Origin of the sequence: Micromonospora sp. NPDC049114 (assembly GCF_040648635.1) — a bacterium.
Taxonomy (GTDB): Bacteria; Actinomycetota; Actinomycetes; order Mycobacteriales; family Micromonosporaceae; genus Micromonospora.
Genome location: NZ_JBEZEA010000011.1, coordinates 40,266 through 66,576, shown reverse-complemented (window position 1 = coordinate 66,576; position 26,311 = coordinate 40,266). Strand labels below are relative to the sequence as shown.

Genomic DNA, 26,311 nt, shown 5'->3' with positions numbered 1-26,311 from the left:
GGTGGGCTGACGCATGCGGATCGGCATCGTGTGCCCGTACTCGTTCGACGTCCCCGGCGGGGTGCAGAACCACGTCATGGATCTCGCCGAGGCGCTGATCGTGCTCGGTCACGAGGTGAGCGTGCTCGCTCCGGCGGATGAGGATTCGCCGCTGCCGGCGTACGTGGTGTCCGCCGGGCGGGCGGTGCCGCTGCCGTACAACGGGTCGGTGGCGCGGATCGCGTTCGGCCCGGTCTCCACGGCCCGGGTCCGGCGCTGGCTCACCAACGGTGACTTCGACGTGCTGCACGTGCACGAGCCGCTGACGTTGAGCCTGTCGCTGCTGGCGGTGCTCTCCGCGCGCGGCCCGGTGGTGGCCACGTTCCACACGGCGATGACCCGTTCGCGGGTGCTGGCCGCCGCGCAGGGCGTGCTGCAGATCGTGTTGGAGCGGATCACCGCCCGGATCGCGGTGAGCGCGCTGGCCCGCAAGGTGCAGGTCGAGCACATGGACGGCGGCGCGGTGGAGATCCCCAACGGGGTGGCGGTGGCGAAGTTCGCCGACGCCGAGCCGCTGCCGGGCTGGCCGGGGGAGTGCGGGCCGGGCACCGGCGGCACGGTGGGCTTCCTGGGGCGGTTCACGGAGGCGCGCAAGGGCTTCCCGGTGCTGCGGGACGCTTTCGTGGCGCTGGCGGCGACCCGCCCGGGGTTGCGGCTGCTGGTCGCCGGCCCGGGTGACCCGGACGACCTGTACGACCAGTTCCCGGCCGCGCTGCGGGAGCAGGTGACGTTCCTCGGGCTGGTCTCCGAGGCGGACAAGGCCCGGATGCTGCGCAGCGTGCACCTGTACGTGGCGCCGAACACCGGCGGCGAGTCGTTCGGGATGATCCTCACCGAGGCGCTGGCCGCCGGCACCACTGTGGTGGCGAGTGACCTGGACGCGTTCCGCCGGGTGCTCGACGGTGGGCGGGCGGGGCGGCTGTTTCCGACCGGAGACGCGGTGGGGTTGCGCGACGCCCTGTCCGAGCTGCTCGACGAGCCGGCCGGGCGGGCCACGCTGAGCGCCTGCGGCGATCAGGTGGTGGCGAATTACGACTGGCCGGTGGTTGCCCGGCGTGTTCTTGAGGTATACGCAGCGGCGATCGAGGCGACGGACGGACGGGTCATCGACCAGGAATGGGTGGGGCTGGGCTGAGCCGTGTGACGGATGGTGCGGCTGGTGACGCCGGTGACCGGCGCGGCCGCGCGCAACGGAGGAGAAACGGAGCAGCACTACGATGCCGCACATGTGGTGGGTGGTGGCCGCGAGCGTGCTCGTGGGGGTGCTTGCGGCGTACCTCATCTGGACCGCCGGCCGGGTCGAGCGGCTGCAGGGCCGCGCGGAGCTGGCGGCGCGGGCCCTCGACGCCCACCTGCTGCGCCGGGCGGCGGCCGCCGCGGTGTTGGCGGAGCGGCGTTTCGGCGTCGAGTTGTACGCGGCGGCCCGGGTCGCGCTGGACGCTCCGCCGCAGGAGCGGGAGGCGGCCGAGAACGACCTGACCCGGCAGTTGCGCGCGGTGCGGCTGGATCCGGCCGATCCGGACTGCACGGCGGTCATCGCGGCGAGCCGCCGTTTGGCGTTGTCCCGGCAGGTGCACACCGACCTGGTTCGCGACGCCCGCTCGGCGCGCAGTCGTCCGCTGGTGCGGTTGTTGCGGATGGGGCGGGGCCACCAGTGGCCGCGCTACTTCGACATCGACGACCCGACGCTCGTGGTGCCGGCGGACGTTCCCGCCGGCTGATCCGGGCGGGCGCGGGCTGATCGGGGCGGCGGCCCGGCGCGGCGGTGAGCAGGGCCACAGTGCAGGCCACCGGGGGTCTGATTGGCTGTCGGCGCGGCGTTGACCAGTGCGTAGCATTTTCGCTGCCACCCCCACCGCACGTCCAAGGAGCGTTGACCCGTGCCCGAAAACACCGCCTCGACCACCGGCACCGCCCCCGTCGTCGGCACGGCCCGCGTGAAGCGGGGCATGGCCGAGATGCTCAAGGGCGGCGTGATCATGGACGTCGTCAACGCCGAGCAGGCCAAGATCGCCGAGGACGCCGGCGCGGTCGCCGTGATGGCCCTGGAGCGGGTCCCCGCCGACATCCGCGCACAGGGCGGGGTCTCCCGGATGAGCGACCCCGACATGATCGACGGGATCATCGAGGCGGTGTCCATCCCGGTGATGGCCAAGGCCCGCATCGGTCACTTCGTCGAGGCGCGGATCCTCCAGTCGCTCGGCGTCGACTACGTCGACGAGTCCGAGGTGCTGACCCCGGCCGACTACGCGAACCACATCGACAAGTGGGCCTTCACGGTTCCGTTCGTGTGCGGGGCGACCAACCTGGGCGAGGCGCTGCGGCGGATCACCGAGGGCGCGGCCATGATCCGCTCCAAGGGTGAGGCCGGCACCGGTGACGTCTCCAACGCCACCACCCACATGCGGAAGATCCGCCAGGAGATCGCCCGGCTGTCCTCGCTGCCGGCCGACGAGCTGTATGTCGCGGCCAAGGAGCTGCAGGCCCCGTACGAGCTGGTCAAGGAGGTCGCCGAGAGCGGCAAGCTGCCGGTGGTGCTGTTCACCGCCGGCGGGATCGCCACGCCGGCCGACGCGGCGATGATGATGCAGCTCGGCGCGGAGGGCGTGTTCGTCGGCTCCGGCATCTTCAAGGCCGGCAACCCGGCTCAGCGGGCCGCCGCGATCGTCAAGGCCACCACCTTCCACGACGACCCGGACGTGCTGGCGAAGGTCTCCCGCGGTCTGGGCGAGGCGATGGTCGGCATCAACGTCGACGAGATCCCGCAGCCGCACCGCCTGGCCGAGCGCGGCTGGTGAGCGCTCTTTCGGGCGGCGTGGCACGGAGAGGAACGGTACGAACGTGACGGCACCCGTGATCGGCGTGCTCGCGCTGCAGGGCGACGTCCGTGAGCACGTCGCGGCGCTGGCCGCGGCGGGCGCGGACGCCCGCCCGGTCCGGCGTCCGGGCGAGCTGGACGCGGTCGACGGGCTGGTGATCCCCGGCGGCGAGTCCACCACCATCAGCAAGCTCGCCGACATCTTCGAGATGCGCGAGCCGATCGACAAGCGGATCGCCGGGGGCATGCCCGTCTACGGCTCCTGCGCCGGCATGATCATGCTGGCCGCCGAGGTGCTGGACGGCCGCGCCGACCAGCGCGGCTTCGCGGGCATCGACATGACGGTACGGCGTAACGCGTTCGGACGGCAGGTCGACTCGTTCGAGGCGCCGGTGGAGGTCGACGGTGTGCCGGGGGAGCCGTTCCACGCGGTGTTCATCCGCGCGCCGTGGGTCGAGCGGGTCGGCGCGGCCGTCCAGGTAATCGGCAAGGTCACCGGCGGTCCGGCCGCCGAGCGGATCGTGGCGGTGCGGCAGGGCAACCTGCTGGCCACCTCGTTCCACCCTGAGCTGACGGGTGACCTGCGCGTACACGCGTACTTCGTCGAGCTGGTGCGGGCCGCCTGAGCGGCCGGCCGGCGCGGGCGCACGGGCATGGATCCCGGCCCCCGGTCGTTGGTCCTGGACGGGCTCGACGCCGTGCCGGCACTCCGGGCAGGTCCCGGGTGTGACATGGCGGGGTGTGACCTCGGTAAGATTGCCGCGGTTCGGCAGGGCCGTCGCCCGGCGCGGCACTTCCCGCGGGGCCGACCGGCCGCCGGATCGCCGAATGCGGCGCGGAGTCGGTGCGGCAGTCGACGCAGGCGTGCAATGACAGACGGAGGTAGAAGATGTCCGGCCACTCAAAGTGGGCGACGACCAAGCACAAGAAGGCCGTCATCGACGCCAAGCGCGGCAAGATGTTCGCCAAGCTGATCAAGAACGTCGAGGTGGCCGCGCGCACCGGCGGTGGCGACCCCTCCGGTAACCCGACGCTCTTCGACGCGATCCAGAAGGCGAAGAAGAGCTCGGTGCCGAACGACAACATCGACCGCGCCGTCAAGCGCGGCTCCGGCCTGGAAGCCGGCGGCGCCGACTGGCAGACGATCATGTACGAGGGGTACGGCCCGAACGGCGTGGCCATGCTCATCGAGTGCCTCACCGACAACCGCAACCGGGCGGCCACCGAGGTGCGCACCGCGCTGACCCGCAACGGCGGCTCGCTCGCCGACGCCGGCTCGGTGTCGTACATGTTCTCCCGCAAGGGCGTGGTGATCGTGCCCAAGGAGGGCACCAGCGAGGACGACGTGATGATGGCCGTCCTCGACGCCGGCGCCGAGGAGGTCAACGACCTCGGTGAGGCGTTCGAGGTGGTCTCCGAGCCGACCGATCTGATCCCGGTACGGACGGCGTTGCAGGACGCCGGCATCGAGTACGAGTCGGCGGAGTCCTCCCTGATCCCCAGCATGAACGTCCCGCTGGACGAAGAGGGCGCTCGCAAGATCTTCAAGCTGATCGACGTCCTGGAGGACTGCGACGACGTGCAGAACGTCTACGCGAACTTCGACGTCAGCGACGACGTGATGGCGGCCGTCGACGCCTGAGGTCCGGCTCGTCCGGCCCGTCCGGCGTTCCCGGCGTGATCCACACCAGGTCGCCGAGGTGGGGGTGTCCGCGCGAGCGGTTGCCCCCACGTCGGCGACCTGACGTGTCTCAGCGCCCCCGCACGTGCGATCGACTCGATGTCGTGGACGTCGGGGCGAACGAGGAGGTTCGCAAGGTGATGGTGGAACGCCGATTCGCGCCGGGTGACGTGGTCGTCCGGCGGGAGATCCTGCGGGGCGAGGTCTGGTTCGGCTGCCCGACGATCTGCGTCGAGGACTCGCCCGACCTGCTCGCCCTCTACCTGCCGTCGGGGGCGGAGTTCGGCTTCCCGACCGACGGCGTCTTCCCCTGCGGCCGGCACCCGTGGGAGACGGCCGGGCACCGCTCCTGGTCGGGGCACGGCAAGCTGATGCTGCACCGGCCGGGCGAGGCGCACTCGGTCGACGTGTTCTGGACGGGCCCGCAGCGCGACTTCGCCGGCTGGTACTTCAACCTGCAGGATCCGCTGCGGCGTACCCCGATCGGGGTGGACACTCTCGACCACGAGCTGGACCTGTGGTGGGGCGCGGACGACGACCGGTACGTCTGGAAGGACGTCGAGATCTTCGCGCAGCGTCTCGTCGAGGGGCGCTACCCGGGCATGGCGGACGCGATCCGCGGCGAGGGCGACCGGATCGCCGCCCTGCTCGACGCGGGTGAGCGTTGGTGGGATCCGGCGTGGGCACGATGGCAACCCGATCCGGCCTGGTTGGTGCCCCGGTTGCCGGCCGGCTGGGCCACGGTGCCCACTCACTGACGACGAACGGCCACCGTGCGGGCGGCGTGGGCCGTGCGGGGCGTCAGCCTTCCGGCACCCGATCGACGAGGAACACCTGGTCGGGTTGGCCGGTGCACGGCTCGGCCACCGCCTCGGCCGGCACCTCGCTGGCGTCGTCCCGGATGCCCACGCACAGGTCGCTGTCCGATGGGCGGAGACGGTACGCGTCCGGTGCCGTCCCGGTCGGTTCGAAGCGGAACAGCTGCGCACCGTTGTCGGAGCTGCACTTGTCATAGGGCTCGATGAGGTTGCGGCCGGGATCGTCGCGCCGGACGGTGAGGCAGCCCAACCCGTTCACCGGATGGTCCCACTTGACGTAGTAGAGGTCGTCGGCGACCGGCACCAGGTAGGTCTCCGGCGGGGTGGCCCCGGCGCAGGGGCGCTGGACCGCGACCGCGTGGTCGTAGGCGCCGCTGCGGTCGCGCCCCTCGCTGATGCAGAGCTGCGGGGCGGAGGCGGGACGGATCCGGCTCCGGCCGCTGGCCGGCGGCGTGCCGTTACCGGCGACCGAGGCGCTGCCGCCCGGCGTGGCCGACGAGGTGGCGGCCGGCTTCTCCGCCGTCCGTTGTTCGTCGTCGTCGGGCCACAGCAACCAGGCGCCGAACGCGGCAAGCACGGCGACGGCGGCGAGCGCCGCCAGCGGCGCGGGTCGCGTGAACCACGACCGCGCCCCGTCGGGGCCGCCGGTCAACACGTCGCCCGGGTCTTCGAGCGACGGCGTCGCCCCGGTAGCCAGCGCAGCGGGCGACGTGAACGCGCCGGCCGCCAGGCGGTCCCGTGCCCGCAGCCACTCGTCCACCTGGTCGCCAGCGCCGCACGCACGCACGAACGCCGCCAGCACCTCGGGTCGCGGCAGCGTGGACCGGCGCAGGACGTCGGCGGCGGTGCTGCGGGCCAGCACGTCGCCGGCCGTGGCCGCGTGCTGTTCCAGTTGCCGGAACGTCAGCCGGGACCGGTCCTTGAGGCGGCGCAGCAGATCGACGAACTCGGCCGGGTCGGCCGCCTCGTCCGGTCGGAGGTCCCCCATGGTCATCGCCTGATTCTCCTGACCCCACGCGCCCCGGGGCAAGGCGCCGTGCGGCGTCTGTCCGAGATGGTCGGACAAGACCCGGACAGAAGGCCCTGAGCTGGTCGGACACCGCCGCGCCCCGACCAGGGCATTGTCTCGGACGACCCGGCTGTCTAGCGTTTTCCCCGACGGCCGCGCCGCTGACCGGCGTACGGACCGACGGCCCCGACCGGCACCGGTCCGGGTCCGACCACATCAACGACGCGGGGAGATCCGATGATTGACGCTGCCCGGGATCCGGTGCCGCAGGTGGCCACGGCGGGGGAGTACGTGGTGGCGCTTCGGGACGTGCGGCGACGCTCCGGCCTGACGTACCGGGAGATCTCGCGCCGGGCCTCGGCGGCCGGGCACTGGCTTCCTCCGAGCACCCTCGCCACGATGCTCGGGCGGAACACTCTGCCCCGCGAGCGGACCGTCGTGGCGTTGCTCGCTGCCTGCGGCACTCCGGCGGCGGACGTCGAGCGGTGGGTCGGCCTGCGCCGCGACATCGAGGCCCGGCTCAGCGAGCCCATGCGCCGGGAGGAGGAGTCGACGCCACCCGACCCGACGTCTCCCGACGCTGACAGCCCTCAGCGGACACCTGGTGACCCGCGTCGGGCCACCGGACCGGCACGTCGGCGGCTGCGGATGGGAGCGCTGGCCCTGGTGGGCGCGCTGACCGTCGGGGCGCTGCTGCCGCGCGGCGAGGGCACCACCACCCCGTCGGCCGCCGTCTGTCCGATCGTCCTCCGCCAGGGCATGTACGGCCCCTGCGTGCTGGATCTACAGGAACGCCTGGTCGCCGTCGGGCTGCGCGTACCCGTGGACGGCTGGTTCGGCCCGGACACCACCAGCCGGGTGATCGCCTTCCAGGCGTTGGCCGGTCTGTCGGTCAGCGGCACTGTGGACCAGCCGCTCCTGGACGCCCTGTCGGGTGATCCGGTGCTGCCGGTCCCCTGGCCGGAGAACCGCGTCAGCACCCACCTGCGGAAGACCTTCGCCCCGGACGCGGCCGAGGCGGTGCGGCTGGCGCGGTGCCTGTCCGGGTTGGACCCGCTGCGGGTGGAGGTGACCGCCGACGGGTCGCGGCGCTGGGGTCTGTTCCAGTTCAGCGACATGGAGCTGTCGCGGCGCGGCGTCGACCGTCGGACGGCCCTGGATCCGGGCTGGAACATCGCCGCCGCGTGGGACGTCTGGTCGCGTACCGGCGATTTCAGCCACTGGCGCTGCCTCCCGTCGGCCTGATTACACGTCGCTCCCCGCCCGGTCGACAGACCGGGCGGGGAGCCCCCCGTCACGCCGGCGGACGACTCACGGTCGCAGCCGGTTCGCGAAGACGTACGCGCCCACGGAGGTGCCGGTGGCGATTCCCGCGTCCGCGTCGAAGGGGTAGTGCACGCCCAGGTAGATCCGACTGAGCGCGTTCTCCCGGGCGGCCTCGTCGAAGCCGCTCATCCGGCGGACGACTCCGGTGGCGTGCGGGTCGTCGGTGGTGGCGTCGAAGGCGATGGAGTTGGTGCCGAAGAAGCCCTTCAGCACCGCCGCCCACGCCCCGGCGAAGGTGGCGTGACCGGAGATGTACGCCGGGAAGGACGGCGAGAACGAGACACCGTCGCGGTCCTGCGACAGCGGTTGCCAGCCGTTGCCGATGGCGCTCTCCGGTCGCCACAGGTCGATGTCGGTCAGGTACTTGGCGTCCCAGGCGGCGATGGCGGCGTCGGCGAGGGCCAGGGCGACGAGCCCGAACAGGCGGGCGTTGGCCAGGATGCCGAGTTTCCGCTGTTCCGCGACGATCCGGGTGTGGGCGAAGAGCTGGCCCGGCGGCTTGTAGGTGCCCGCCAGGTCGTTGGCCCAGAAGAACGCGATCTGCGTCTGGTCGGCGGTGCGCAGTGCCGACGTCCGGCCACCGAGGTCGCGGACCTCCTGGACCTGGTCGCGGTACTCCTGCCTGCCCAGCAGGTCCGCGTAGTCGGTCGCGCCGGCCGGCGGGCCGGGCCGGAACTGGTCGCCGGAGGTCAGCGCGAACGGGGTGACGTGCCCCCAGTTCGGGCTGACGGCCGGCTTACCGTCGGTCGGTCGCCACGACCCGTCCACCCCGTCCAACCGGTACGCGGTGGTGACGTCGGCGCCGTCGTTGGCGCGGGCCTGGAGGTTGGCGGCGGCGGCCGCGGCGCCGACGGTGTCGCCCCGCGCGGCCTCGGCGGCGTTCACACCGGACGGTCGCCGGGTGACGGCGATGCCGTGGGCGGTCTCGAAGGACGTGCGTCGCGTCGGGTACAGCGCGGTCAGCACGTCCACCGCAGCCCTGTCGATGGCCGCGTGCAGGGACGGCGCCACGACGTTGTCCATGGTGCCCGGATAGCTGACCGGCACCCGCACCCGGTAGGGGTTGCCGACGCCGGTGACCGAGACCGCGGCGTCGTGCATCGCCGCGTGCAGGATGGCCGCCTGCCGGGACGATGCGGTGGGTGGCAGGTCCAACGCCCGGTAGGTGTCCAGCAGGACACCGTTCCAGTACAGGATCGGATCGGTGCTCGGGTCGATGGCCAGCGGCGTGAGCGAGATGTTGTCCAGCCGCACGGTGGAGGCCGCCTGAGCGCCCAGGTGGAACAGGAGCACCGCCTTGGGATCACCGAACGGCGACGTGAAGTCGAACGTGAAGCGGCGCATCGTGGAGGTCAGCGCGACGGTCTGGTCGACGGCGGAGGTGAAGGGCGTGTCCACCCGGGAGACCGAGACGCGCAGGGTGCGGCCGACGTCGGCGTTGGCGTCGAACTGCAACCGGTACGGCTGCCCCGCCGTCACCCCGAACTCAAAGTGACCGACCAGGTCGTCCCAGGTGGGCTTGGTGGCCGGCCCGCTGGTGCGGATGCGCAGCTGGCCGGCGTTGACAGTGGTGCTGGTGGAGGCGAGGCGGGTCCACCAGGGGTCGGTGCTGCCGTTGTCGAAGCTGCCGTTGAGGATCAGGTTGCCCGCCGCGGCGGAGGCCGGCGCGGAACGGACGAGGGCGGGGAGTGTGCTGGCGAGCACGACCGCCAGGACCACGCTGAGCAGACGCCGCAGGCGTGGTGCTGCGCCGGAGCGTCGCGTGTCGATCGGTGGGGTCATGGAGAGCCTTTCCGGTCCGGGATCGGCGACGACCAGGTCGTTGCCGGGAGGATCGGCTCACCGTAGGAACGCCAGTGGCGTTCGCAGCCACCGAACGGGTGTGCGGACCGGTGCCGTACGGGCAGGGGAACGGCGACGGGCGCCGGTGTCCGCTCGGGACACCGACGCCCGTGTGGGCCGTCGCCGGTCAGCCGATGCTCTCGCGCTCCCGCCAGGCGGCGCGCAGCGAGGTCCGGCCGTTGGTCCGCAGCAGCGAACCCTCGTAGACGCGGGCACCGGCGACCAGGAAGGCGCCGGCGGCGACCAGCAGGATGGCCAGCGACACGATCGGCTCCCAGCCGGCAGCGTCGCCGGTGAACAGCCGCAGGGGCATCGCCGTGGGCGACGAGAACGGCAGGTACGACAGCACCCGCATCGCTGTCGCGTTGTCGTTCAGGAAGATCACCGCGAAGAACGGCAGCATGACGGCGAGCTGCACCGGCGTCGACACACCGGCGATGTCCTCCTGGCGGTTGACCAGGGCGCCGGCCGCCGCCCACATCGCGGCCAGCAGCACGAAGCCGAGCAGGAAGAACGGCACGAACCAGCCGATCGCCGGAGCGAGCAGGGTGAGCAGGTCCCCGCTGTCGCCGATCCGCATGCCGAGGACGGCCACGAGACCGATCAGCGCGATCTGCCCGAGCGCCAGGATGCCCCCGGCGATCACCTTGCCGGCCAGCAGCGCCCGTACCGGCACGGCCGCGACCAGGATCTCCACGATCCGGGTCTGCTTCTCCTCGGTGACGCTCTGCGCGATCTGCAGGCCGAAGGTCTGCGAGGTGATGAAGAAGACGAACGCGAAGACGAACGGCACCAGGAACGCCACCACCGGATCGACCGCGTCGGGGTCGAGGAGGCGCACCGGCGGCGCGGTGCTCAGCGCCCGGACCACCTCGTCGGGGGCCTCGTCCATGGCGAGCACCTCCGGACCGCTGACGACCGCGGCGTCCACGTCCCCGTCGCGGACGGCCTGCTCGGCGGCGCCGTCGTCGGCCACCACCCGGACGTCGAGCCCGGCGGCGCGCAGCGGGCCGGCCGCGTCCTGGGTGACGGCCACGCTCTTCGGACCGCCAGAGAGCAACGGCGGCAGGATGGTGCCGGCGGCCGCGATCACGAGGAAGAAGAGCGTGCCGAACAGGAAGGTGCGGTCGCGCAGCTTGACCCGGATCTCGCGTTCGGCGACCAGCCGGGTGGCCTGGGTGACGTTCACTGGGTGACCTCTCGGAAGATCTCGGTGAGCGAGGGGCTGACCGGGCGGAAGGCGCGGACCGGGCCGCGGGCGAGGGCCGCGTGCAGGATGGGCTGCTCGTCGGCGCCGACCGGCAGGTCGAAGACCGCCCGCGCGCCGTCCAGCTCGACCAGGGTGACGCCGGGCTGGTCGCGGATCCAGCCGGCGTCGGTCGCCACCACCAGCTCGAAGCGGGGCGAGGTGTACGAGTCGCGCAGCTGCGTACGACTGCCGGCGGCCCGGATCACCCCGTCATTGATGATCACCAGGTCGTCGCAGAGGCGCTCGACCACGTCGAGTTGGTGACTGGAGAACAGCACCGGCGCCCCGGCCGCGGCGCGTTCGCGCAACACGGCGACGACCGTGTCGACGGCGAGGGGGTCGAGGCCGGAGAACGGCTCGTCGAGCACCAGCACCTCGGGGTCGTGCACCAGCGCGGCGGCGATCTGGGCCCGCTGCTGGTTGCCCAGCGACAGCGTCTCCAGCAGGTCGTCGCCGCGTTCGCCGAGCCCGACCCGCTCCAGCAGAGCGTCCGTGGCGCGGCGGGCGGCGGGGGCGTCCAGACCATGCAACCGGCCCAGGTAGGTCACCTGCTCCCGTGCGGTCATCTTGGGATACAGGCCCCGCTCCTCCGGCATGTAGCCGAAGCGGCGGCGGTCCTGCCGGGTGAGCTTCGCGCCACCCCAGCTCACCTCGCCGGCGTCGGGGGCGAGCACACCCAGGATGATCCGCATGGTGGTGGTCTTGCCGGCGCCGTTGGCGCCGACGAAGCCGGTCATCCGGCCGGCGGCCACCTCGAAGGACACGTTCTTGAGCACCTGCCGGTCGCCGAAGCTGCGGTCGACGCCGTCGAGTTGGAGCGTTCTCGTCACGCGTCCACGCTAGATCGAACGCGTCGGTCCGCCGTCCGTCCGAGGGCTGAGCCGCGAGGTCCGTCGTGCGACGGACACCGGTCACCCGCCGGGGCGGACCACCCCGTTCTCGTACGCGAACACCACCGCCTGGACCCGGTCGCGTAGCCCCAGTTTCGCCAGCACCCGACTCACGTGTGTCTTCACCGTCGCCTCGCCCAGGCACATGGTCGTGGCGATCTCGGCGTTGCTCGACCCGGCGGCGAGCAGCACCAGCACCTCCCGCTCCCGTGGGGTCAGCTCGCCCAGCGCGGCCTCGGCGTCGGCCCCCCGGTGCGCGGTGCCCGCCGGATCACCGGGACGGGCGAACGTGGAGATCACCCGGCGGGTGATCTCCGGGGCGAGCAGACCGTCGCCCCGGGCCAGCACCCGGATCGCCTCGATCAGCTCCTCGGGTGTGCCGTTCTTGAGCAGGAAACCGCTGGCCCCGGCCCGCAGCGCGGTGAAGAGGTAGTCGTCGCGGTCGAAGGTCGTGAGGATCAGCACCGCCGGAGCGCCGGGCCCGTCGTCGGTGATCCGCCGAGTGGCCTCCAGCCCGTCCATGCCGGGCATCTCCACGTCCATCAACACCACGTCGGGGCGCGTGGCGCGGGCCATGGTGACGGCCCGCGCGCCGTCGGCGGCCTCACCGACCACGGTGATGTCGTCCTCCACCTCCAGGATGATCCGGAAGCCGGTGCGCACGAGATGCTGGTCGTCGGCGAGCAGCACCCGGATCGGTGCGGCGCTCACGACGACCGCCCCGCCCCGGCCGTCAACGACCGCCCGTCTCCGGTCTCGCGCTGCCGGCCGATCGCCGGATCCGCGAGCGGGAATCGGGCGCGGACCCGCCAGCCCCCACCGACCCGGGGGCCGGCCTCCAGCTCGCCGTCGTGCGCGGTGACCCGCTCGCGCATCCCGATCAGGCCGAGCCCGGCGGCACCGGCCCGGCGGCCGGTCCGTCCGTCGTCGGTCACGTCCACCTCCACCTCCCGGGCCAGGTAGCGGACCCGCACATCCAGCAGATCCGCCCCGGCGTGCTTCAGGGTGTTGGTCACCGCCTCCTGCGTCACCCGGTAGGCCGCCTGCGACACCGACTCGGGCAGTGCGACGGGCTCGCCGTACACCCCGAGGGTTGCCGTCAGGCCCGCGGCCCGCGCCCGTTCGACCAGCTCGTCGATCCGCTCGACGTCGCCGGGCGCGGGCCGCTCGACGTCGCTGTCGCCGGAGGCGCGCAGCACGCCGAGCATCCGGCGCAGCTCGTCGACCGCGGTGCGGGCGCTCTGCTCGATGGCGGCGAGCGCCGTGCGGGCCTTGCCCGGGTCACGGTCGAACACCCGGCGGCAGGCGGACGCCTGCACCCCCATCACCGACACGTGGTGGGCGACGACGTCGTGCAGCTCCCGGGCGATCCGGACCCGTTCGCCGAGCACGGCCCGTTCCCGGCCCTCGGCCTGGGACCGGCGCAGCTCCTCGGCCTGTTCGCACAGCTCGTGCTCACGTCGCGCGGCCACCCAGGCGGTCTCGCCGAAGAAGTACGCGAACCCGAAGACCAGCATGTTGACCAGGACGCCGCTGACCATCGCGGCGAGCACCGGCGGCACCGGACCTACCGCGCCGTCGAAGGCGCCGGGCGGGATGTGGTCGATCGTCACCGCGTAGTAGACGCCCAGCCAGGCGAACATCGTGGCGATCACGCCGATCCGCAGCCGGCGGGCCGTCTGGTGGTTCGGTCCCCAGGCGCCCATCGTGTAGAGGGCGCAGAACAGGGCCCACGCGGAGAACTGGGTCTCCGGCGCCGACCGGGCCTGCGCGGCGATGAACGCCACCGCGACGACCAGCAGGGTGGCGGCCGGCCAGCGCCGCCGCCCGACCAGCGGAAGCGTCACCGCGACGGTCCAGAACAGCTGCTCCGGCCCGGACGGCGGTGGCCCCAGCAGGAACGCCCCGGTGCTGCGGGCCAGGGTGAGGCTGACCAGCGCCAGCCCGGTCACCGCGAGCCCGATCCACAGGTCTATCCGCCGCTGCTCGGCCGTCGGGCCCGGACGGCGCCACTCGTCGCGCTGTGCCTCGGTCATCCGGGAACGATGCCACGTCGCCGGCCGCGTCCGCTATCCGGACGGAGCGGCGGTGACAGCGCCGACGTGCGGCGGCCCGGCGCGGTGTCCGCGTCGGGCCGCCGTGTCCGTTGTCGCTCAGATTGTCTGGCGGCGGGACTTGAGGGCCGTGTCGACCAGGTCCCACACCAGCACCAGGGCGGCGCCGAGCGCGATGAGAGCGTTGAGGAGGCTGCGGTTGTCCGCGTCCGCCAGCCAGCTCAGCCGCTCACCGAGGGCCGGGTTGAGCAGCGCGTCGGAGAGCGCCAGCCCGACCAGCGACGCCGTGAACGCCAGGTTGAGCAGCGCCTTCACCGCGAACAGCGTCCAGTTCCAGCGTCCGATCCGGTACTTGACGATTTCGAACACCGCGATGGCGACCAGCACGACGATCAGCGCCGGCAGCCAGAACGACCAGAGCGCCGGGTCGAGGACGGGGATGTTGTCGCCGTTGCCGGCGCGTACCCACGAGTGGTAGTGCTGCAGGGGCAGGTAGCCGATGGTCAGCCCCAGCATGGCCACCGACGCGATGGTGTCGACGAGCGAGACGTGGCGGTGCGCGGGGACGTCGGGCAGCTCGTCGACGGTCCAGTCGGGCAGGTCGACGGTGGGCTGGGACCTCTCGATGAGGACGAAGGTCAGGGTGAGCCAGAAGCTGATGTGCACGGCGACATGCAGGGCGACGACGATGCCAGGCCCGATGGCGCCGAAGCCGTTGCCCTCGACCACCTTGACGACCGCGACGACCGTGCCGGCGAGCGCCGGGATGAAGCTGAGCAGCAGCTTCAGCAGCCGCAGCCAGACCAGGTAGTAGGTGGGGCCGATGAGCTGGAGCCGGCGATCGGCGTAGCGGGCGGCCAACCGGTCGGGGTTGCCCAGTTCGGTGAGCACCTCCCGCTCGGCGGCTGCCGCCTCCTCGCCGCCCCCGGTCCGATCCTCGATCATGTCCTCGATCGAGGCGCGCAGCTCGGTCGCGATCTCGTCGCGACGCTGGGCGGGCACCGAGCGCAGGGTGGCGGCCAGATAGCGGTCGGTCAGGGTGTTCATCGGTCCACTCCTTGGATCAGCCCGGTGATGGAGGTCTGTACGGCGGCGAGGTCGTCGAGGAGGCGGCTCAGCATCGACGCGCCCTCGTCGCTGGTCCGGTAGAACTTGCGCGGCCGGCTCTCCTCGGTGTTCCACTCGCTGGTCAGCAGGCCCTGGTCCTCCAGGCGTCGCAGCAGCGGGTAGAGCGTGTTGGCGTCGACCGGAAAGCCGTGGTCGGTGAGCCGTTGCAGCAGTGCGTAGCCGTAGTCCGGCCGGCGGAGCGCGACCAGGCTGGCCACCACGACGGTGCCCCGACGCAACTCCTGTAGGTGCGTCTTCAGAACGTCCTCGCTAACCATGTGTCACACCATACTGTGTGGCACACAGTGTTGTCCATCCCGATATTGATGTGACTGCCGACAACGGTGTGACGGAGGCTGGCTGGGCGCGGCCTGACGCCCGGGCGCCGTCCGGGCTGGATCAGCGCTGCGGGCAGCAGCAGGGGGCGCCGACCGGGTGCTGTTGGCCCTTTGCTCTGCTTCAACCCAGGCAACACCTGCGGCCCTTCGCTGTTGCCTGGGTTGAAGCAGAGCAAAGGAGGCATGGCGATGCCGCCGGGCCGGCTTGGCTGCGGGGACGGCCACCGCCCGGTCAGGCAGCAGGGTGGGGCGCCCGGTACGGACCGGACGCCCCGAGATCTGACCCGGATCAGCAGGCCGAGCCCTGCCGGAAGTTCCGCTCGACGAAGCTGGCCAGGCCGACCTGGAAGTAGCCCACGCCCGGCCGGATCGGGTGCCCGGTGAACAGCTCCACCCGCGACCCGACCCGGACCAGGTACGCCTCGGCGTCCCCCGCGTCGTTGCGGATCAGCGACCCGCGCGGGCCGTAGATCGCCTCCAACTCCGCGAAGGACATGCCGACCCGGGCCCCGGCAGGCGACTGCGGCGGTGCGGTGGCCGTACCGATCTCCACCAGCCGACCGGCACGGAAGGCGAGCAGAAGGACACCCGCCCAGGAACCCGTCACGCCGGTGTGCACCACCCCGTCGCAGCCCGGCGCGGTCCAGTCGATGCGGCCGGCCGCGGTGAGCGCGGCCAGGCTGGCGCCGATCCGGTACACGCCGGCACCGCCGACGCTGAGCACCTGCGGGTGGTCGTGTCCGACGGTGGCGGCGAGCGGACCGCGCGCCGAGCCGGGCGCGGCGCCACCGGCCGGCGGCGCTGCCGGGGCCGGGCCCGCGGCGATCACCGCGACGAGCGTGCTGAGCGCCAGCGCGGCGGTGGTGCGAAGGATCGAGGGACGGTTCATGATGTGCTCCTTCGGTGATGGGTCTCCTGCCCTGTTAGTCACCGCGCCGGCGTCAGCGGTTCGTCGGGTTTCCGACCGGCCCGGTCTACTGTGAAGAGACCGTGCTGGCCGGGGGTGACACCGTGACGGCTCCGCAGCGGATCGGGCCGTACGCCGTCGAGCGACTGCTGGGCGTCGGCTCGTTCGCGACGGTCTGGTTGGGCTACGACGCGGTGCTCGACGCGCGTGTGGCGATCAAGGTGCTGGCCGAGAACTGGAGCCACGACCTGCGGGTCCGGGAACGCTTCCTCGACGAGGCCCGGCTGTTGCGCCGCCTGGAGCACGAGCGGCTGATCCGGGTGCACACCGTCGGTGAGTTGCCCGACGGCCGGCCGTACGCGGTCCTGGCCTGGGCGGACCGGGGGAGCCTGCGGGACCGCCTCGCCACCGGCGAGATCCCCGCGCCGACCGCGCTGCGGCTGCTCGGCGAGGTCTGCGCCGGGGTCGCCGTGCTGCACCGGCACGGGGTCGTGCACCGGGACCTCACCCCGGGCAACGTCCTGTTCCGCTCCACCGGGCCGGACGCGCCCGAAGCGGTGCTGATCGCCGACCTCGGCCTGGCCAAGGCGCTCGCCACCGCCTCGGGACTGACCGCCCGGGCCGGCACCCCCGGTTACATGGCCCCCGAGCAGGACGACCCGGGCGCGGTGGTCGACACGCGCGCCGACGTGTACGGGCTCGGCCGGCTTGGCGTCCGGCTGCTGGCCGCCGACCCGTCCGGCACGCACCCGGCCCGACCCGACTCGCCGCACGCCCCGCGGATCCGACTCCGCGACGGCCTGCCACCGGGCATCGCGGCGGTGCTCGCCAGGGCCACCGCGTACGACCCGGCCGACCGTTATTCCGACGCCGCGGCCCTGCACGCCGCGTTGGCCCGCGCGAGCGACCCGGTGCGGGAAGCGGCCGACCTGGTCGCCGCGAGCGCACGGCGGCGACCAGCACCGCGCCGTGCACGCCGGTCCCTGCTGACCGGGGTGGCCGTCGTGACCGCCGTCGCGGTGGGCCAGGTAGCCGCCGAACCGGGTGGCACCGGATCGGTTCGGTCGGTCGGTGGCACGTACACGACCGGGCCGCTGACCGTGGCGCTGCCACCCGGCTGGTCCGCCACGGGGACGACCTGGGCCGGCCAGTACAGCGCCGACGGCGAACCCGAACCGGGCCTGGTGATGTCGCCGCGACCCCGCCGCTGGGCCGCCGACGCCCGACTGCCCGGCGCGTTCGTCGGCCTCTCCGCCGCCACGGCGGCACGCACCACACCGGCCGGATTCCTGGCCGAGCGGACACACGGGGACTGCGCGCCCGCGCCGGCCCGCACCACCCAACAGGCGGGCGTCGAATGGACGGTGGTCCGCTACGTCTGCGACCAGGGCCGGCCGCAGATCGTCGAGTCGGCCGCCCTGCACCCCGGCGGCCCCGCCCTGGTGTACGTGCAGATCGCCCCACCGCCGGGCAGCGGTCCCGACTTCGTGGACACCCTGCTCGCCGGCGTACGCCTGCGGTAGGTGCGGCGGAACGCGCCCGGCGGCAGCCCGTCGGGTGTGAAGCTGTCACCGTGGCGGAGAAGCGCGAGCCGGTGGGCGCCGGCGCGCGTCGCGCGCCGATCCGAGCGCCGGACGGGTCGCAGCGTACGGATCTGCTGGAGCTGTTCTTCGATCTCGCCCTCGTCGCCGGTCTGACGATGACCTCGCGCAAGATGGCAGCCGACCAGAGCTGGACCGGCATCGTCCAGGCGCTGGTCCTGCTGTCGACGCTGTTCGCGGTGTGGGTGACCACCACGTTGATCACCGACAGCTACAGCCCGCGGAGGCGGCCGGTCCCGCTGCTGATCCTGGACAGCATGTTCGGGCTGATGCTGATGTCCGCCGCGCTGCCCACGGCGTTCGGCGACCACGGGTTGGTCTTCGGCGGCACCTGGGTCGTGATCTTCCTGGTCCGGGGGCTGGCGCTCGTCTGGTCCCTGCGGGGGCGGCGGGAGCAGGAGCGTCCCGTACGCGCCCTGATCTGGGACGTCGGCTCGGGGAGCCTCTGGGTGGCGGGCGCTCTGGTGGCCGATCGCGACTGGCGGCTCGGACTGTGGCTGGCCGCGCTGACGGCGGACTACACCGCGTACGGGTTGCGCTTTCCGATTCCCGGTCGGCCGCCGCTGCCGCGCTACCAGGTGGTGCCGGAACACCTCGCCGAGCGCTACCAGCAGATCTACATCCTGTCGCTGGGTGAACTGGTCCTGGTCAGCGTCCTGAGCCTGGGCCACCAGCCGTTCACCGCGGATCGGGTGGCCGCCTTCGGCGCCGCGTTCCTCACGGCCGCGGTGCTCTGGTGGAGCTACGCCCGGGGTGCCGGCGCGACCCTGCGGGCCGCGATCGAGTCGTCGCCCCACCCGACCCGGCTGGTGCAGACCAACCCGTACGCCCACTGGCTCATGATCGCCGGTGTGGTCGGCACGGCCGCCGGTGTCGAACGGATCATCGAGCAGCCCGGTGAGCGACCGGGCGGCCCGATGACCGCGCTCATCCTGGGCGGCGCCGGACTGGTGCTGTGCGGTCGGGCGGTGCTTGAGTACGAGGTCTACGAGCGGCTGTCGATGTTCCACGTCGTCGGCGTCGTCGTGACGATCGCGCTGGCCCTGGTCGCGCCGCACCTGCCCGGTCTGGCGGTGGGCGTCGCCGCCGGTCTGGTGCTGGCGGGGGTCGCCGCCGCCGAGTTCCTCCGGGTCCGGCGCCGGTCCACCGGCTAGCGGACCACAACGGTGATGGTGTGGTCCCGGCCCTCCTTCGGGATCGTCACGGCGACGGTGCCGGTGCGGACGAAGCGGACGTCCACCACGCCCGCCTCGTACTGCTGGGAGACCAGCTCCGGGCGGTCCACGGTGACGAGCCCCGGCCCGATGCCCTGGATCCGCAGCACCGCGCCGGTGGCGAAGCAGAGCGACCGCAGCAGCTCGATCTCGGTCTCGGCGAGCGGCAGGTCGTAGCGGACCGCGCCCTGACAGGCCGGGGTCGCGGCGGCGGTCGGCGGGGGAGTCGTCCGGGGCGTACCCCTTGTCCTGCTGGGTGCGGGCGGTGCGGCGGGCGGGCGCCCGCTGGTCGGCGGCGGCCGGGACGGCGAAGCGGTGGGCGCGGCGATCGCGGAGGTCGCCGCGGGTGCCGGCGTCGAACGGGTCGGACCGGGCGGTTGGACGGGCAGCGGCGAGACGGCGTCGGCGCCGCAGGCCGCGACCCCGACGGTGGCGGCGAGGACGACGGCGAGCCGGCGGAACGACGCCCGGCTCATCCGGCGCCGAGCCGTTGCCGGACCTGCCGCCGGGCCAGGTGCAACCGGGACTTCACGGTGCCCACCGGCACGTCGAGCAGGGCGGCGATCTCGGGGTAGCTCAGCCCGAGGACGTCGCGCAGGGCCACCACCTCGGCGTGGTCGGGGTGGACCGAGTCGAACGCGTCGAGCAGGTCGAGGCGGGTGCCCGCGACCACGCTGGTCCGTCGGGGATCGGCCTGGTCGGGCACCGGAACGCCGCCGGCCTCCAGTCGACAGCGGCGGAGCAGCGTGCGGTACGTGGAGCGGGCCCGGTTGGCGGCCAGCCGGTGCAGCCAGGTACGGAACGAGGAGCGACCCTCGAACCGGGTGATGCCGCCGGCCAGCGCCAGGAGCGTGTCCTGGCAGGCTTCCTCGGCGTCCTGGCGGTTGGGCAGGAACCGGGCGCACAGCCGCAGCACCTCCGGACGTGCCGCGACCAGCAGGGCGTCCAACGCCGCGGAGTCACCCTGCGCGGCGCGGCGGGCCAGGGCGTCGAGGTCGTCCGGAGCAGGCATGCCGGGTGTCCAATGCTCGCCGGTGCCGATCCTCAATCGTACGGCCGTCGACCCGCGGCTGCCCTCCTCCGGTCCGCCAACCGACCCGCGCTACTCGAACCGGGACACGTCCCCCGCGCCCCGGCGCAGGATCTCCGGCTCGGGTCCGGACAGGTCGATCACCGTCGTCGGCTCCTTGCCGCAGTCGCCGGCGTCGAGCACCGCGTCGAGCTGGTGGTCGAGCCGTTCCTTGATCTCCCAGCCCTGGGTCATCGGCTCGTCCTCACCGGGCAGCGCCAGGGTGCTCGACACCAGCGGCTCGCCCAACTCGGCCAGCAGCGCCTGGGTCACGGTGTGCCGGGGCACCCGCACGCCGACGGTGCGCTTGCGCGGGTGCAGCATCCGGCGCGGCACCTCCTTGGTGGCCGGCAGGATGAACGTGTAGCTGCCCGGCGTGGACGCCTTCACCAGCCGGAAGACCGCGTTGTTGATCTGCACGAACTGGCCGAGCTGCGCGAAGTCCCGGCAGACCAGGGTGAAGTGGTGCCGGTCGTCGAGGTGGCGGATCTGGCGGATCCGGTCCAGGCCGTCCTGGTTGCCCAACTGGATGCCGAGCGCGTAGCAGGAGTCCGTCGGGTACGCGACCAGCCCACCGCCGCGGATCAGGTCGGCAACCTGGCCGATGATCCGGGGCTGCGGGTTTTCCGGGTGTACGTCGTAGTACCTCGCCATGTGCACGAGCCTAGGCGCTTGTCTGTCGTCTTGGGCGGGACGGCGTCTCAGCCGTCGCGCCACTCGTTCTTGAAGGTGGATGGATAGGCGCCCTCGGGCAACACTGGGCGCAGTGCGGAGTAGACCTGCTCGGCTGCGGCCTCGGTGTAGTCATCGAAAGTCTCGGCCGCCATCAGCCACCAGCCGCCGCCGGCGAGGTGGTCGACCCGCACGAACGCGCCGGTCTTGCGCAGTCGTTCGGCGCCACCCAGGCGCTGTGCCAACGATTCGGAGATGATCGTGATCCACGAATAGCCGGGCAGGGCGTGCTCCACGGATCGCACCGTCTCCGACGAGTGCAGATAGAGCGCGTACTCGAGTCCAGTCATAAGCCTCACGCCGTAGCAGATGCCGACCTCGCCAAAGAGCGCACCTTGCTCAGCGGCCTGACGCAGCAACGCGACTGCCCGCTCGCTGACTCTGAGGAAGACAGCCCGTGGCAGTGTGATCCCGAGGACGGCCCGCCGCCCACCGTCCATCGGGTACTGCCAGAACTCCACCTCGAGTGATCCCTCGTCGAGCGCAGCCACGCCAGGGGTCGGTTGACCGTCCGCGGCGCCGACACGCAGGTACTGGAAGTCTGGCGTTCGCCAGTCGATCTCGGCGACGAACGACTGCCATTCCTCGTCGCCGAAGGGGAGTTGCCATGACCGCTCTTCGTCGTCTGCCGCGGCACCGATGACGGCTTCGATCCTCTTGGCGTCTCCGCAGGCTGCTGCGGCGAGCGCATCGGATGGCAGTAGTTCGGCAAAGAAGCTCCGGGCTGATTCAAACCACTCTCGGACGCGGCCCTTCTCGGTATCGCCGTCGGGGAGGTCGATGGTGAGCTGGAGATGGACGCTCTCGGGCCGTTTCCAGGGCCGGCCATCCGAATTGGCGACAGGCGGGGATGGCGGGTCGGCGGCGTGATCGCCGTCGTACCGAAAACCCAATGCCTTCCGGGAGTCGCTGTCCGCCTCGAAGGCGTCGCCAAGCGCCAGACTGATCGCCACTCGTTCGTCGATGTCATCCTTCTTGCCGATGCCGAACGCCCGAAACAGCTGGGTGCCGTCCTCGGGTCCGCTCCGAACCTCGATCCGCCCCCTCACCTCGACAAAGCTGGACGCCGTGACAGAGTCCTCGAAAACGTTGTTCGGACCGGCCACCACGGGCCTGTCCATGATGCTGGTCAACTCGTACGGATTCGCGAGGAGCTGCTCCAGCCGGGCCTGGGCGCGTCGCACCCCCGCAGCGTCATCGGGCTCGAACACCCACACCCAGATCTCCTGCGGGTGCCCGTCCCAACAGATGAGTTCGGGGCCGGAAAACTCGCCCTCGAGGTCGCACGTCAGCAGGGCGTCCGGGAAACGTGTCCGCAGCTCCGCTAAGCGGGTGGCGAGCCCACCCGCATATGCCGCATAGACCTTGATGTCCCATTCAACCACGGCGTCCTCCTCGTCACGGTTCGCCGAATGGTACGGATGGATCCGGCGCAGCGGCCCCTGCCCACCTGCCACCTGCACCGACCAGGGTGCTCTGCCACGCGGCCGGGCGTCGTATCTTGACGGGCCTGATGCCAGTCAACGAGCCGGGGTCGGTGGTCGATGAGTGACTTCGATATCTTGGTGGGTCGCGTGGAGGGCTCTCTCGACCTGCGGCGATTGCTGCAGGACGTGGAGAACGTCCTGGGCGTGCGCCTGTGGGAGCTGCCCGAAGGGAGTCGCCGGTTCCGGGGTGAGTTGGGTGATCACCTCATCCATGTGAACGACGAGTTCGCGGTGAACGGCATCGACAACCCCACCGAGCCGTTCAAGAGTCATCCGTACGAGGTCATCGTCGACGCGGTCGACGACGCGGACGGGAGGGCCATGGCCGTCCGTCTCTACGAGGCCATGAAGCGGTCTGGGCACTATCGGCTGATCCTGCTAAAGGAGGGAGAATTTCTCGACTCGACCCACTTTCCGGCGGGGGAGTGGTGAACGGCCGGCCCGTCGCTCACCCGACGAGACGCCGGCCACGACCCTCGGCGCGGCCGGTGGAGCCGCCGAGATCAGCTCGGTAGGGTAGGTGCCGGTCGGCTCCGACCACCGAGATCCACACCGCCGGGGGGCGCCAGGCATGGCTGATTCGTTCGCGCATCTGCACGTGCACACCGAGTACTCGATGCTCGACGGAGCGGCCCGGTTGAAGGACCTGTTCGCCGAGGCCAACCGGCTGGGCATGCCGGCGGTGGCGATCACCGACCACGGCAACATGCACGGCGCGAACGACTTCTACAACCAGGCGATGGCCGCCGGGATCACCCCGATCCTGGGCGTCGAGGCGTACGTGGCGCCGGAGTCGCGCTATCACAAGGCGCGGGTCAAGTGGGGTCGGCCGGAGCAGAAGAGCGACGACATCTCCGGTAACGGCGCGATCACCCACAAGACGATGTGGGCGAAGAACGCGCAGGGCCTGAAGAACCTGTTCACCCTCAACTCGCGCGCGTCCATGGAGGGGCACTACGTCAAGTGGCCCCGGATGGACATGGAGTTGATCGCCGAGCATGCCGAGGGGATCATGGCGACCACCGGTTGCCCGTCCGGCGCGGTGCAGACCCGGCTGCGGCTGGGGCAGTTCGACGAGGCGCTCAAGGTCGCCGCGAGCTACCAGGACATCTTCGGCAAGGAGAACTACTTCCTGGAGATCATGGATCACGGCCTCTCCATCGAGAGCCGGGTCCGCGAGGGGCTCACCGAGATCGCCCGCAAGCTGGATATCCCGCCGGTCGTCACCAACGACTCGCACTACACGCACGAGGCCCAGGCGACCGCCCACGACGTGCTGCTGTGCGTGCAGACCGGCAGCAACATCGACGACCCGAACCGGTTCCGCTTCGAGGGCGGCGGCTACTTCGTCAAGAGCGCCGACCAGATGCGTGCGGTCGACTCGTCGGAGCTGTGGCAGCAGGGCTGCCGCAACACCCTGCTGGTCGCCGAGAAGGTCGACCCGAAGGGCATGTTCGAGTTCCACAACCTGATGCCGCGCTTCCCGGTGCCCGAGGGCGAGACGGAGGAGTCCTGGTTCCGCAAGGAGACCTTCGCCGGGCTGGCCCGCCGCTACCCGAACGGCATCCCCGAGGGGCACGTCGTCCAGGCCGAGTACGAGCTGGGCGTCATCAACCAGATGGGCTTCCCGTCGTACTTCCTCGTGGTCGCCGACTTCATCCAGTGGGCGAAGAAGCAGGGCATCGCGGTGGGTCCGGGCCGTGGTTCGGCCGCCGGCTCGCTCGTGGCGTACGCGCTGGGCATCACCGACCTGGACCCGATCCAGCACGGCCTGATCTTCGAGCGGTTCCTCAACCCCGAGCGGGTCTCGATGCCGGATGTCGACATCGACTTCGACGAGCGTCGGCGCGGTGAGGTGATCAAGTACGTCACCGACAAGTGGGGTGAGGACAAGGTCGCCCAGATCGCCACGTTCGGCACGATCAAGGCGAAGGCCGCGATCAAGGACTCGGCGCGGGTGCTGGGTTTCCCGTACGCCGTCGGTGACCGGATCACCAAGGCGATGCCACCGGCAGTGATGGGCAAGGACATCCCGCTGACCGGCATCTTCGACCCGAAGCACCCGCGCTACGCCGAGGCCGGCGAGATCCGGGGCCTGTACGACTCCGACCCGGACGTCCGCAAGGTGATCGACACGGCCAAGGGCATCGAGGGGCTGATCCGGCAGACAGGTGTGCACGCCGCAGGCGTCATCATGTCCGCCGAGCCGATCATCGAGCACATCCCGTTGATGCGCCGCGACGCCGACGGGGCGATCATCACGCAGTTCGACTACCCGACCTGCGAGTCGCTCGGGCTGCTGAAGATGGACTTCCTCGGCCTGCGGAACCTGACGATCATCGACGACGCGGTCAAGAACATCGAGCTGAACCACGGCCTCAAGCTCGACCTGCTGGGCCTGCCGCTGGACGACAAGGCCGCGTACGAGCTGCTGGCCCGCGGTGACACCCTCGGCGTGTTCCAGCTCGACGGTGGGCCGATGCGGTCGCTGCTGCGGTTGATGAAGCCGGACAACTTCGAGGACATCTCCGCCGTCCTGGCGCTGTACCGGCCCGGCCCGATGGGCGTCGACTCGCACACCAACTACGCGCTGCGCAAGAACGGCCTCCAGGAGATCACGCCGATCCACCCGGAGCTGGAGGAGCCGCTGCGGGAGATCCTGGCGCCCACGCACGGCCTGATCGTCTACCAGGAGCAGGTGCAGCGCGCCGCGCAGATCCTCGCCGGCTACACCCTCGGTCAGGCGGACCTGCTGCGCCGGGCGATGGGTAAGAAGAAGAAGGAAATCCTCGACAAGGAGTTCATCCCGTTCCGGGACGGCTGCCGCGAGCGCGGCTACTCCGACGAGGCGATCCAGGCCGTGTGGGACGTGCTGGTGCCGTTCGCCGGGTACGCCTTCAACAAGGCGCACTCCGCCGCGTACGGCCTGGTGTCCTACTGGACCGCGTACCTGAAGGCGCACTACCCGGCCGAGTACATGGCCGGGCTGCTCACGTCCGTCGGTGACGACAAGGACAAGATGGCGCTGTACCTGTCCGAGTGCCGCCGGATGCGCATCCAGGTGCTGCCGCCGGACGTGAACACGTCGGCCGGGCCGTTCACGCCGGTCGGCAAGGACATCCGCTTCGGCCTGGCCGCGGTCCGCAACGTCGGCGCGAACGTCGTCGCCTCGATCATGCGGTGCCGCCAGGAGAAGGGCGACTACACCGACTTCTACGACTTCCTGTCCAAGGTGGACGCGGTGGTCTGCAACAAGAAGACAATCGAATCGCTGATCAAGGCGGGCGCGTTCGACTCGATGCAGCACCCCCGCAAGGGCCTGCTCGCGGTGCACGCCGACGCCATCGACGCGTACGCCGACGTCAAGCGCAAGGAGGCCGTCGGCCAGTACGACCTGTTCGGCGCCGGCTTCGGCGACGCCGACACCGGCAGCACGACGGTGATGCCGGTCATCGGCGACAGCGAGTGGGACAAGCGCGACAAGCTGGCCTTCGAGCGGGAGATGCTCGGCCTGTACGTCTCCGACCACCCCCTGTTCGGCCTGGAACACATCCTCGGCGCGGCGGCCGACACCACAATCGCGTCCCTCGCCGAGGACGGCGCGGTGCCCGACGGGGCGGTCGTCACCCTCGCCGGCATCCTCTCCGGCGTGCAGCGAAGGGTCACCAAGCAGGGCCGCGCCTGGGCGTCGGCCACCCTCGAAGACCTGGCCGGTGGGGTGGAGACGCTGTTCTTCCCCAACACGTACGAGGTGATCGGGCAGTACATCGCCGAGGACGCGATCGTGGTGGTCAAGGGCCGGGTGGACCGGCGCGACGACACCCCACGGATCATGGCGATGGACATGTCCATGCCGGACGTCAGCACCAGCGCCACCAACAAGCCCGTCACCCTCACCATCCCGGTGCACCGCTGCACGCCGCCGCTTGTGGAACGGCTCAAGGAGACCCTGGTCCTGCACCCCGGCGACACCGAGGTGCACGTCAAGCTGCTCAACGGCGGTCGCACCACCACCCTGCGGCTGGGCCCGTTCCGGGTGGCGGCGACGACCGCGCTGATGGGTGACCTGAAGAGCGTCCTCGGCCCGGCCAACGTGAGCTGAGCCGGCGTCGGTCCGGCCGGCAGGCGCC

Annotated in this window: 24 protein-coding genes; 11 read left to right on the top strand and 13 right to left on the bottom strand. The window is 71.6% G+C overall.

Features of this window, described 5'->3' with window-relative positions:
• Positions 1-13 precede the first annotated feature (13 nt).
• The 6 genes from AB0B39_RS25905 to AB0B39_RS25880 all read left to right on the top strand — a co-directional run bounded on the left by AB0B39_RS25905 (position 14) and on the right by AB0B39_RS25880 (position 5,296).
• On the top strand, positions 14-1,174 hold the full coding sequence (locus AB0B39_RS25905) for a glycosyltransferase family 4 protein (RefSeq protein ID WP_357575635.1): 1,161 nt from the start codon (positions 14-16) through the stop codon (positions 1,172-1,174).
• 82 nt (positions 1,175-1,256) lie between these two features.
• Positions 1,257-1,760 carry a hypothetical protein gene (locus AB0B39_RS25900; RefSeq protein ID WP_357497534.1) on the top strand — a complete coding sequence of 168 codons (504 nt, stop codon included), beginning with the start codon at positions 1,257-1,259 and terminating at the stop codon, positions 1,758-1,760.
• Positions 1,761-1,919: 159 nt separating this feature from the next.
• Positions 1,920-2,837, top strand: a complete 918-nt coding sequence (gene pdxS / locus AB0B39_RS25895; RefSeq protein WP_308195357.1) for a pyridoxal 5'-phosphate synthase lyase subunit PdxS — start codon at positions 1,920-1,922, stop codon at positions 2,835-2,837.
• A gap of 43 nt (positions 2,838-2,880) precedes the next feature.
• Positions 2,881-3,483 (top strand): pyridoxal 5'-phosphate synthase glutaminase subunit PdxT, encoded by a 603-nt coding sequence (gene pdxT, locus AB0B39_RS25890; protein ID WP_357575634.1) that lies wholly within the window; start codon positions 2,881-2,883, stop codon positions 3,481-3,483.
• 263 nt (positions 3,484-3,746) lie between these two features.
• Complete coding sequence (locus AB0B39_RS25885) at positions 3,747-4,499, top strand: YebC/PmpR family DNA-binding transcriptional regulator (RefSeq protein ID WP_139587604.1); 753 nt, start codon at positions 3,747-3,749, stop codon at positions 4,497-4,499.
• 143 nt (positions 4,500-4,642) lie between these two features.
• Positions 4,643-5,296 carry a DUF402 domain-containing protein gene (locus AB0B39_RS25880; protein WP_357497539.1) on the top strand — a complete coding sequence of 218 codons (654 nt, stop codon included), beginning with the start codon at positions 4,643-4,645 and terminating at the stop codon, positions 5,294-5,296.
• Between the two features lie 43 nt (positions 5,297-5,339).
• Here the strand turns inward: AB0B39_RS25880 and AB0B39_RS25875 are convergent, their stop codons facing one another.
• Positions 5,340-6,350, bottom strand: coding sequence for a helix-turn-helix domain-containing protein (locus tag AB0B39_RS25875; protein ID WP_357497541.1), 1,011 nt, complete (start codon positions 6,348-6,350; stop codon positions 5,340-5,342).
• A gap of 252 nt (positions 6,351-6,602) precedes the next feature.
• Here AB0B39_RS25875 and AB0B39_RS25870 point away from each other — a divergent pair, with 252 nt between their 5' ends.
• The gene (locus AB0B39_RS25870) at positions 6,603-7,610 is read left to right on the top strand and encodes a peptidoglycan-binding protein (RefSeq protein WP_357575633.1); all 1,008 of its coding nucleotides are present in this window, start codon (positions 6,603-6,605) and stop codon (positions 7,608-7,610) included.
• Between the two features lie 66 nt (positions 7,611-7,676).
• Here the strand turns inward: AB0B39_RS25870 and AB0B39_RS25865 are convergent, their stop codons facing one another.
• The 8 genes from AB0B39_RS25865 to AB0B39_RS25830 all read right to left on the bottom strand — a co-directional run bounded on the left by AB0B39_RS25865 (position 7,677) and on the right by AB0B39_RS25830 (position 16,060).
• Positions 7,677-9,473: a carbohydrate binding domain-containing protein gene (locus AB0B39_RS25865; RefSeq protein ID WP_357575632.1), complete on the bottom strand. Its 1,797-nt coding sequence runs from the start codon at positions 9,471-9,473 to the stop codon at positions 7,677-7,679.
• A 187-nt stretch (positions 9,474-9,660) separates the two neighbouring features.
• Positions 9,661-10,722, bottom strand: a complete 1,062-nt coding sequence (locus AB0B39_RS25860) for an ABC transporter permease (protein WP_234583569.1) — start codon at positions 10,720-10,722, stop codon at positions 9,661-9,663.
• The gene (locus AB0B39_RS25855) at positions 10,719-11,612 is read right to left on the bottom strand and encodes an ATP-binding cassette domain-containing protein (protein ID WP_357497547.1); all 894 of its coding nucleotides are present in this window, start codon (positions 11,610-11,612) and stop codon (positions 10,719-10,721) included. The genes AB0B39_RS25860 and AB0B39_RS25855 overlap by 4 nt, the downstream gene beginning before the upstream one ends.
• An 81-nt stretch (positions 11,613-11,693) precedes the next feature.
• A complete protein-coding gene (locus tag AB0B39_RS25850; protein WP_357497549.1) occupies positions 11,694-12,383 on the bottom strand; it encodes a response regulator transcription factor in 690 nt (229 codons plus the stop codon).
• Entirely contained in the window at positions 12,380-13,708 is a 1,329-nt protein-coding gene (locus tag AB0B39_RS25845) for a sensor histidine kinase (protein ID WP_357575631.1), read from the bottom strand. The genes AB0B39_RS25850 and AB0B39_RS25845 overlap by 4 nt, the downstream gene beginning before the upstream one ends.
• A gap of 117 nt (positions 13,709-13,825) precedes the next feature.
• A complete protein-coding gene (locus AB0B39_RS25840) occupies positions 13,826-14,773 on the bottom strand; it encodes a permease prefix domain 1-containing protein (RefSeq protein WP_357497553.1) in 948 nt (315 codons plus the stop codon).
• A complete protein-coding gene (locus AB0B39_RS25835) occupies positions 14,770-15,111 on the bottom strand; it encodes a PadR family transcriptional regulator (protein WP_357575630.1) in 342 nt (113 codons plus the stop codon). The genes AB0B39_RS25840 and AB0B39_RS25835 overlap by 4 nt, the downstream gene beginning before the upstream one ends.
• A gap of 349 nt (positions 15,112-15,460) precedes the next feature.
• Entirely contained in the window at positions 15,461-16,060 is a 600-nt protein-coding gene (locus AB0B39_RS25830) for a hypothetical protein (RefSeq protein ID WP_357575629.1), read from the bottom strand.
• A gap of 122 nt (positions 16,061-16,182) precedes the next feature.
• Here AB0B39_RS25830 and AB0B39_RS25825 point away from each other — a divergent pair, with 122 nt between their 5' ends.
• Both AB0B39_RS25825 and AB0B39_RS25820 read left to right on the top strand, forming a co-directional pair.
• Entirely contained in the window at positions 16,183-17,601 is a 1,419-nt protein-coding gene (locus AB0B39_RS25825) for a serine/threonine-protein kinase (protein WP_357575628.1), read from the top strand.
• A 50-nt stretch (positions 17,602-17,651) separates the two neighbouring features.
• On the top strand, positions 17,652-18,833 hold the full coding sequence (locus AB0B39_RS25820) for a low temperature requirement protein A (RefSeq protein WP_357575627.1): 1,182 nt from the start codon (positions 17,652-17,654) through the stop codon (positions 18,831-18,833).
• Here AB0B39_RS25820 and AB0B39_RS25815 read toward each other — a convergent pair.
• The 4 genes from AB0B39_RS25815 to AB0B39_RS25800 all read right to left on the bottom strand — a co-directional run bounded on the left by AB0B39_RS25815 (position 18,830) and on the right by AB0B39_RS25800 (position 22,079).
• Positions 18,830-19,369: a hypothetical protein gene (locus AB0B39_RS25815; protein WP_357497561.1), complete on the bottom strand. Its 540-nt coding sequence runs from the start codon at positions 19,367-19,369 to the stop codon at positions 18,830-18,832. The two genes, AB0B39_RS25820 and AB0B39_RS25815, sit on opposite strands and share 4 nt — an antisense overlap.
• Entirely contained in the window at positions 19,366-19,905 is a 540-nt protein-coding gene (locus tag AB0B39_RS25810) for an RNA polymerase sigma factor (RefSeq protein WP_357575626.1), read from the bottom strand. Before AB0B39_RS25810 ends, AB0B39_RS25815 begins: the two co-directional genes overlap by 4 nt.
• Positions 19,906-19,995: 90 nt before the next feature.
• Positions 19,996-20,616: an L-threonylcarbamoyladenylate synthase gene (locus AB0B39_RS25805; protein ID WP_357497565.1), complete on the bottom strand. Its 621-nt coding sequence runs from the start codon at positions 20,614-20,616 to the stop codon at positions 19,996-19,998.
• Between the two features lie 47 nt (positions 20,617-20,663).
• Positions 20,664-22,079 (bottom strand): hypothetical protein, encoded by a 1,416-nt coding sequence (locus tag AB0B39_RS25800; protein ID WP_357575625.1) that lies wholly within the window; start codon positions 22,077-22,079, stop codon positions 20,664-20,666.
• Between the two features lie 189 nt (positions 22,080-22,268).
• Here AB0B39_RS25800 and AB0B39_RS25795 point away from each other — a divergent pair, with 189 nt between their 5' ends.
• On the top strand, positions 22,269-22,613 hold the full coding sequence (locus AB0B39_RS25795) for a hypothetical protein (protein ID WP_357575624.1): 345 nt from the start codon (positions 22,269-22,271) through the stop codon (positions 22,611-22,613).
• 139 nt (positions 22,614-22,752) lie between these two features.
• Positions 22,753-26,283: a DNA polymerase III subunit alpha gene (gene dnaE / locus AB0B39_RS25790; protein WP_357575623.1), complete on the top strand. Its 3,531-nt coding sequence runs from the start codon at positions 22,753-22,755 to the stop codon at positions 26,281-26,283.
• Positions 26,284-26,311 lie beyond the last annotated feature (28 nt).

Excerpts from the sequence above, each read along its gene's own strand:
- AB0B39_RS25905 (WP_357575635.1), top strand. The coding sequence starts at position 14 with ATGCGGATCGGCATCGTGTGCCCGTACTCGTTCGACGTCCCCGGCGGG.
- AB0B39_RS25900 (WP_357497534.1), top strand. The coding sequence starts at position 1,257 with ATGCCGCACATGTGGTGGGTGGTGGCCGCGAGCGTGCTCGTGGGGGTG.
- AB0B39_RS25885 (WP_139587604.1), top strand. The coding sequence starts at position 3,747 with ATGTCCGGCCACTCAAAGTGGGCGACGACCAAGCACAAGAAGGCCGTC.
- AB0B39_RS25875 (WP_357497541.1), bottom strand. The coding sequence starts at position 6,350 with ATGACCATGGGGGACCTCCGACCGGACGAGGCGGCCGACCCGGCCGAG.
- AB0B39_RS25870 (WP_357575633.1), top strand. The coding sequence starts at position 6,603 with ATGATTGACGCTGCCCGGGATCCGGTGCCGCAGGTGGCCACGGCGGGG.
- AB0B39_RS25865 (WP_357575632.1), bottom strand. The coding sequence starts at position 9,473 with ATGACCCCACCGATCGACACGCGACGCTCCGGCGCAGCACCACGCCTG.
- AB0B39_RS25845 (WP_357575631.1), bottom strand. The coding sequence starts at position 13,708 with ATGACCGAGGCACAGCGCGACGAGTGGCGCCGTCCGGGCCCGACGGCC.
- AB0B39_RS25840 (WP_357497553.1), bottom strand. The coding sequence starts at position 14,773 with ATGAACACCCTGACCGACCGCTATCTGGCCGCCACCCTGCGCTCGGTG.
- AB0B39_RS25835 (WP_357575630.1), bottom strand. The coding sequence starts at position 15,111 with ATGGTTAGCGAGGACGTTCTGAAGACGCACCTACAGGAGTTGCGTCGG.
- AB0B39_RS25830 (WP_357575629.1), bottom strand. The coding sequence starts at position 16,060 with ATGAACCGTCCCTCGATCCTTCGCACCACCGCCGCGCTGGCGCTCAGC.
- AB0B39_RS25815 (WP_357497561.1), bottom strand. The coding sequence starts at position 19,369 with ATGAGCCGGGCGTCGTTCCGCCGGCTCGCCGTCGTCCTCGCCGCCACC.
- AB0B39_RS25810 (WP_357575626.1), bottom strand. The coding sequence starts at position 19,905 with ATGCCTGCTCCGGACGACCTCGACGCCCTGGCCCGCCGCGCCGCGCAG.
- AB0B39_RS25805 (WP_357497565.1), bottom strand. The coding sequence starts at position 20,616 with ATGGCGAGGTACTACGACGTACACCCGGAAAACCCGCAGCCCCGGATC.
- dnaE (WP_357575623.1), top strand. The coding sequence starts at position 22,753 with ATGGCTGATTCGTTCGCGCATCTGCACGTGCACACCGAGTACTCGATG.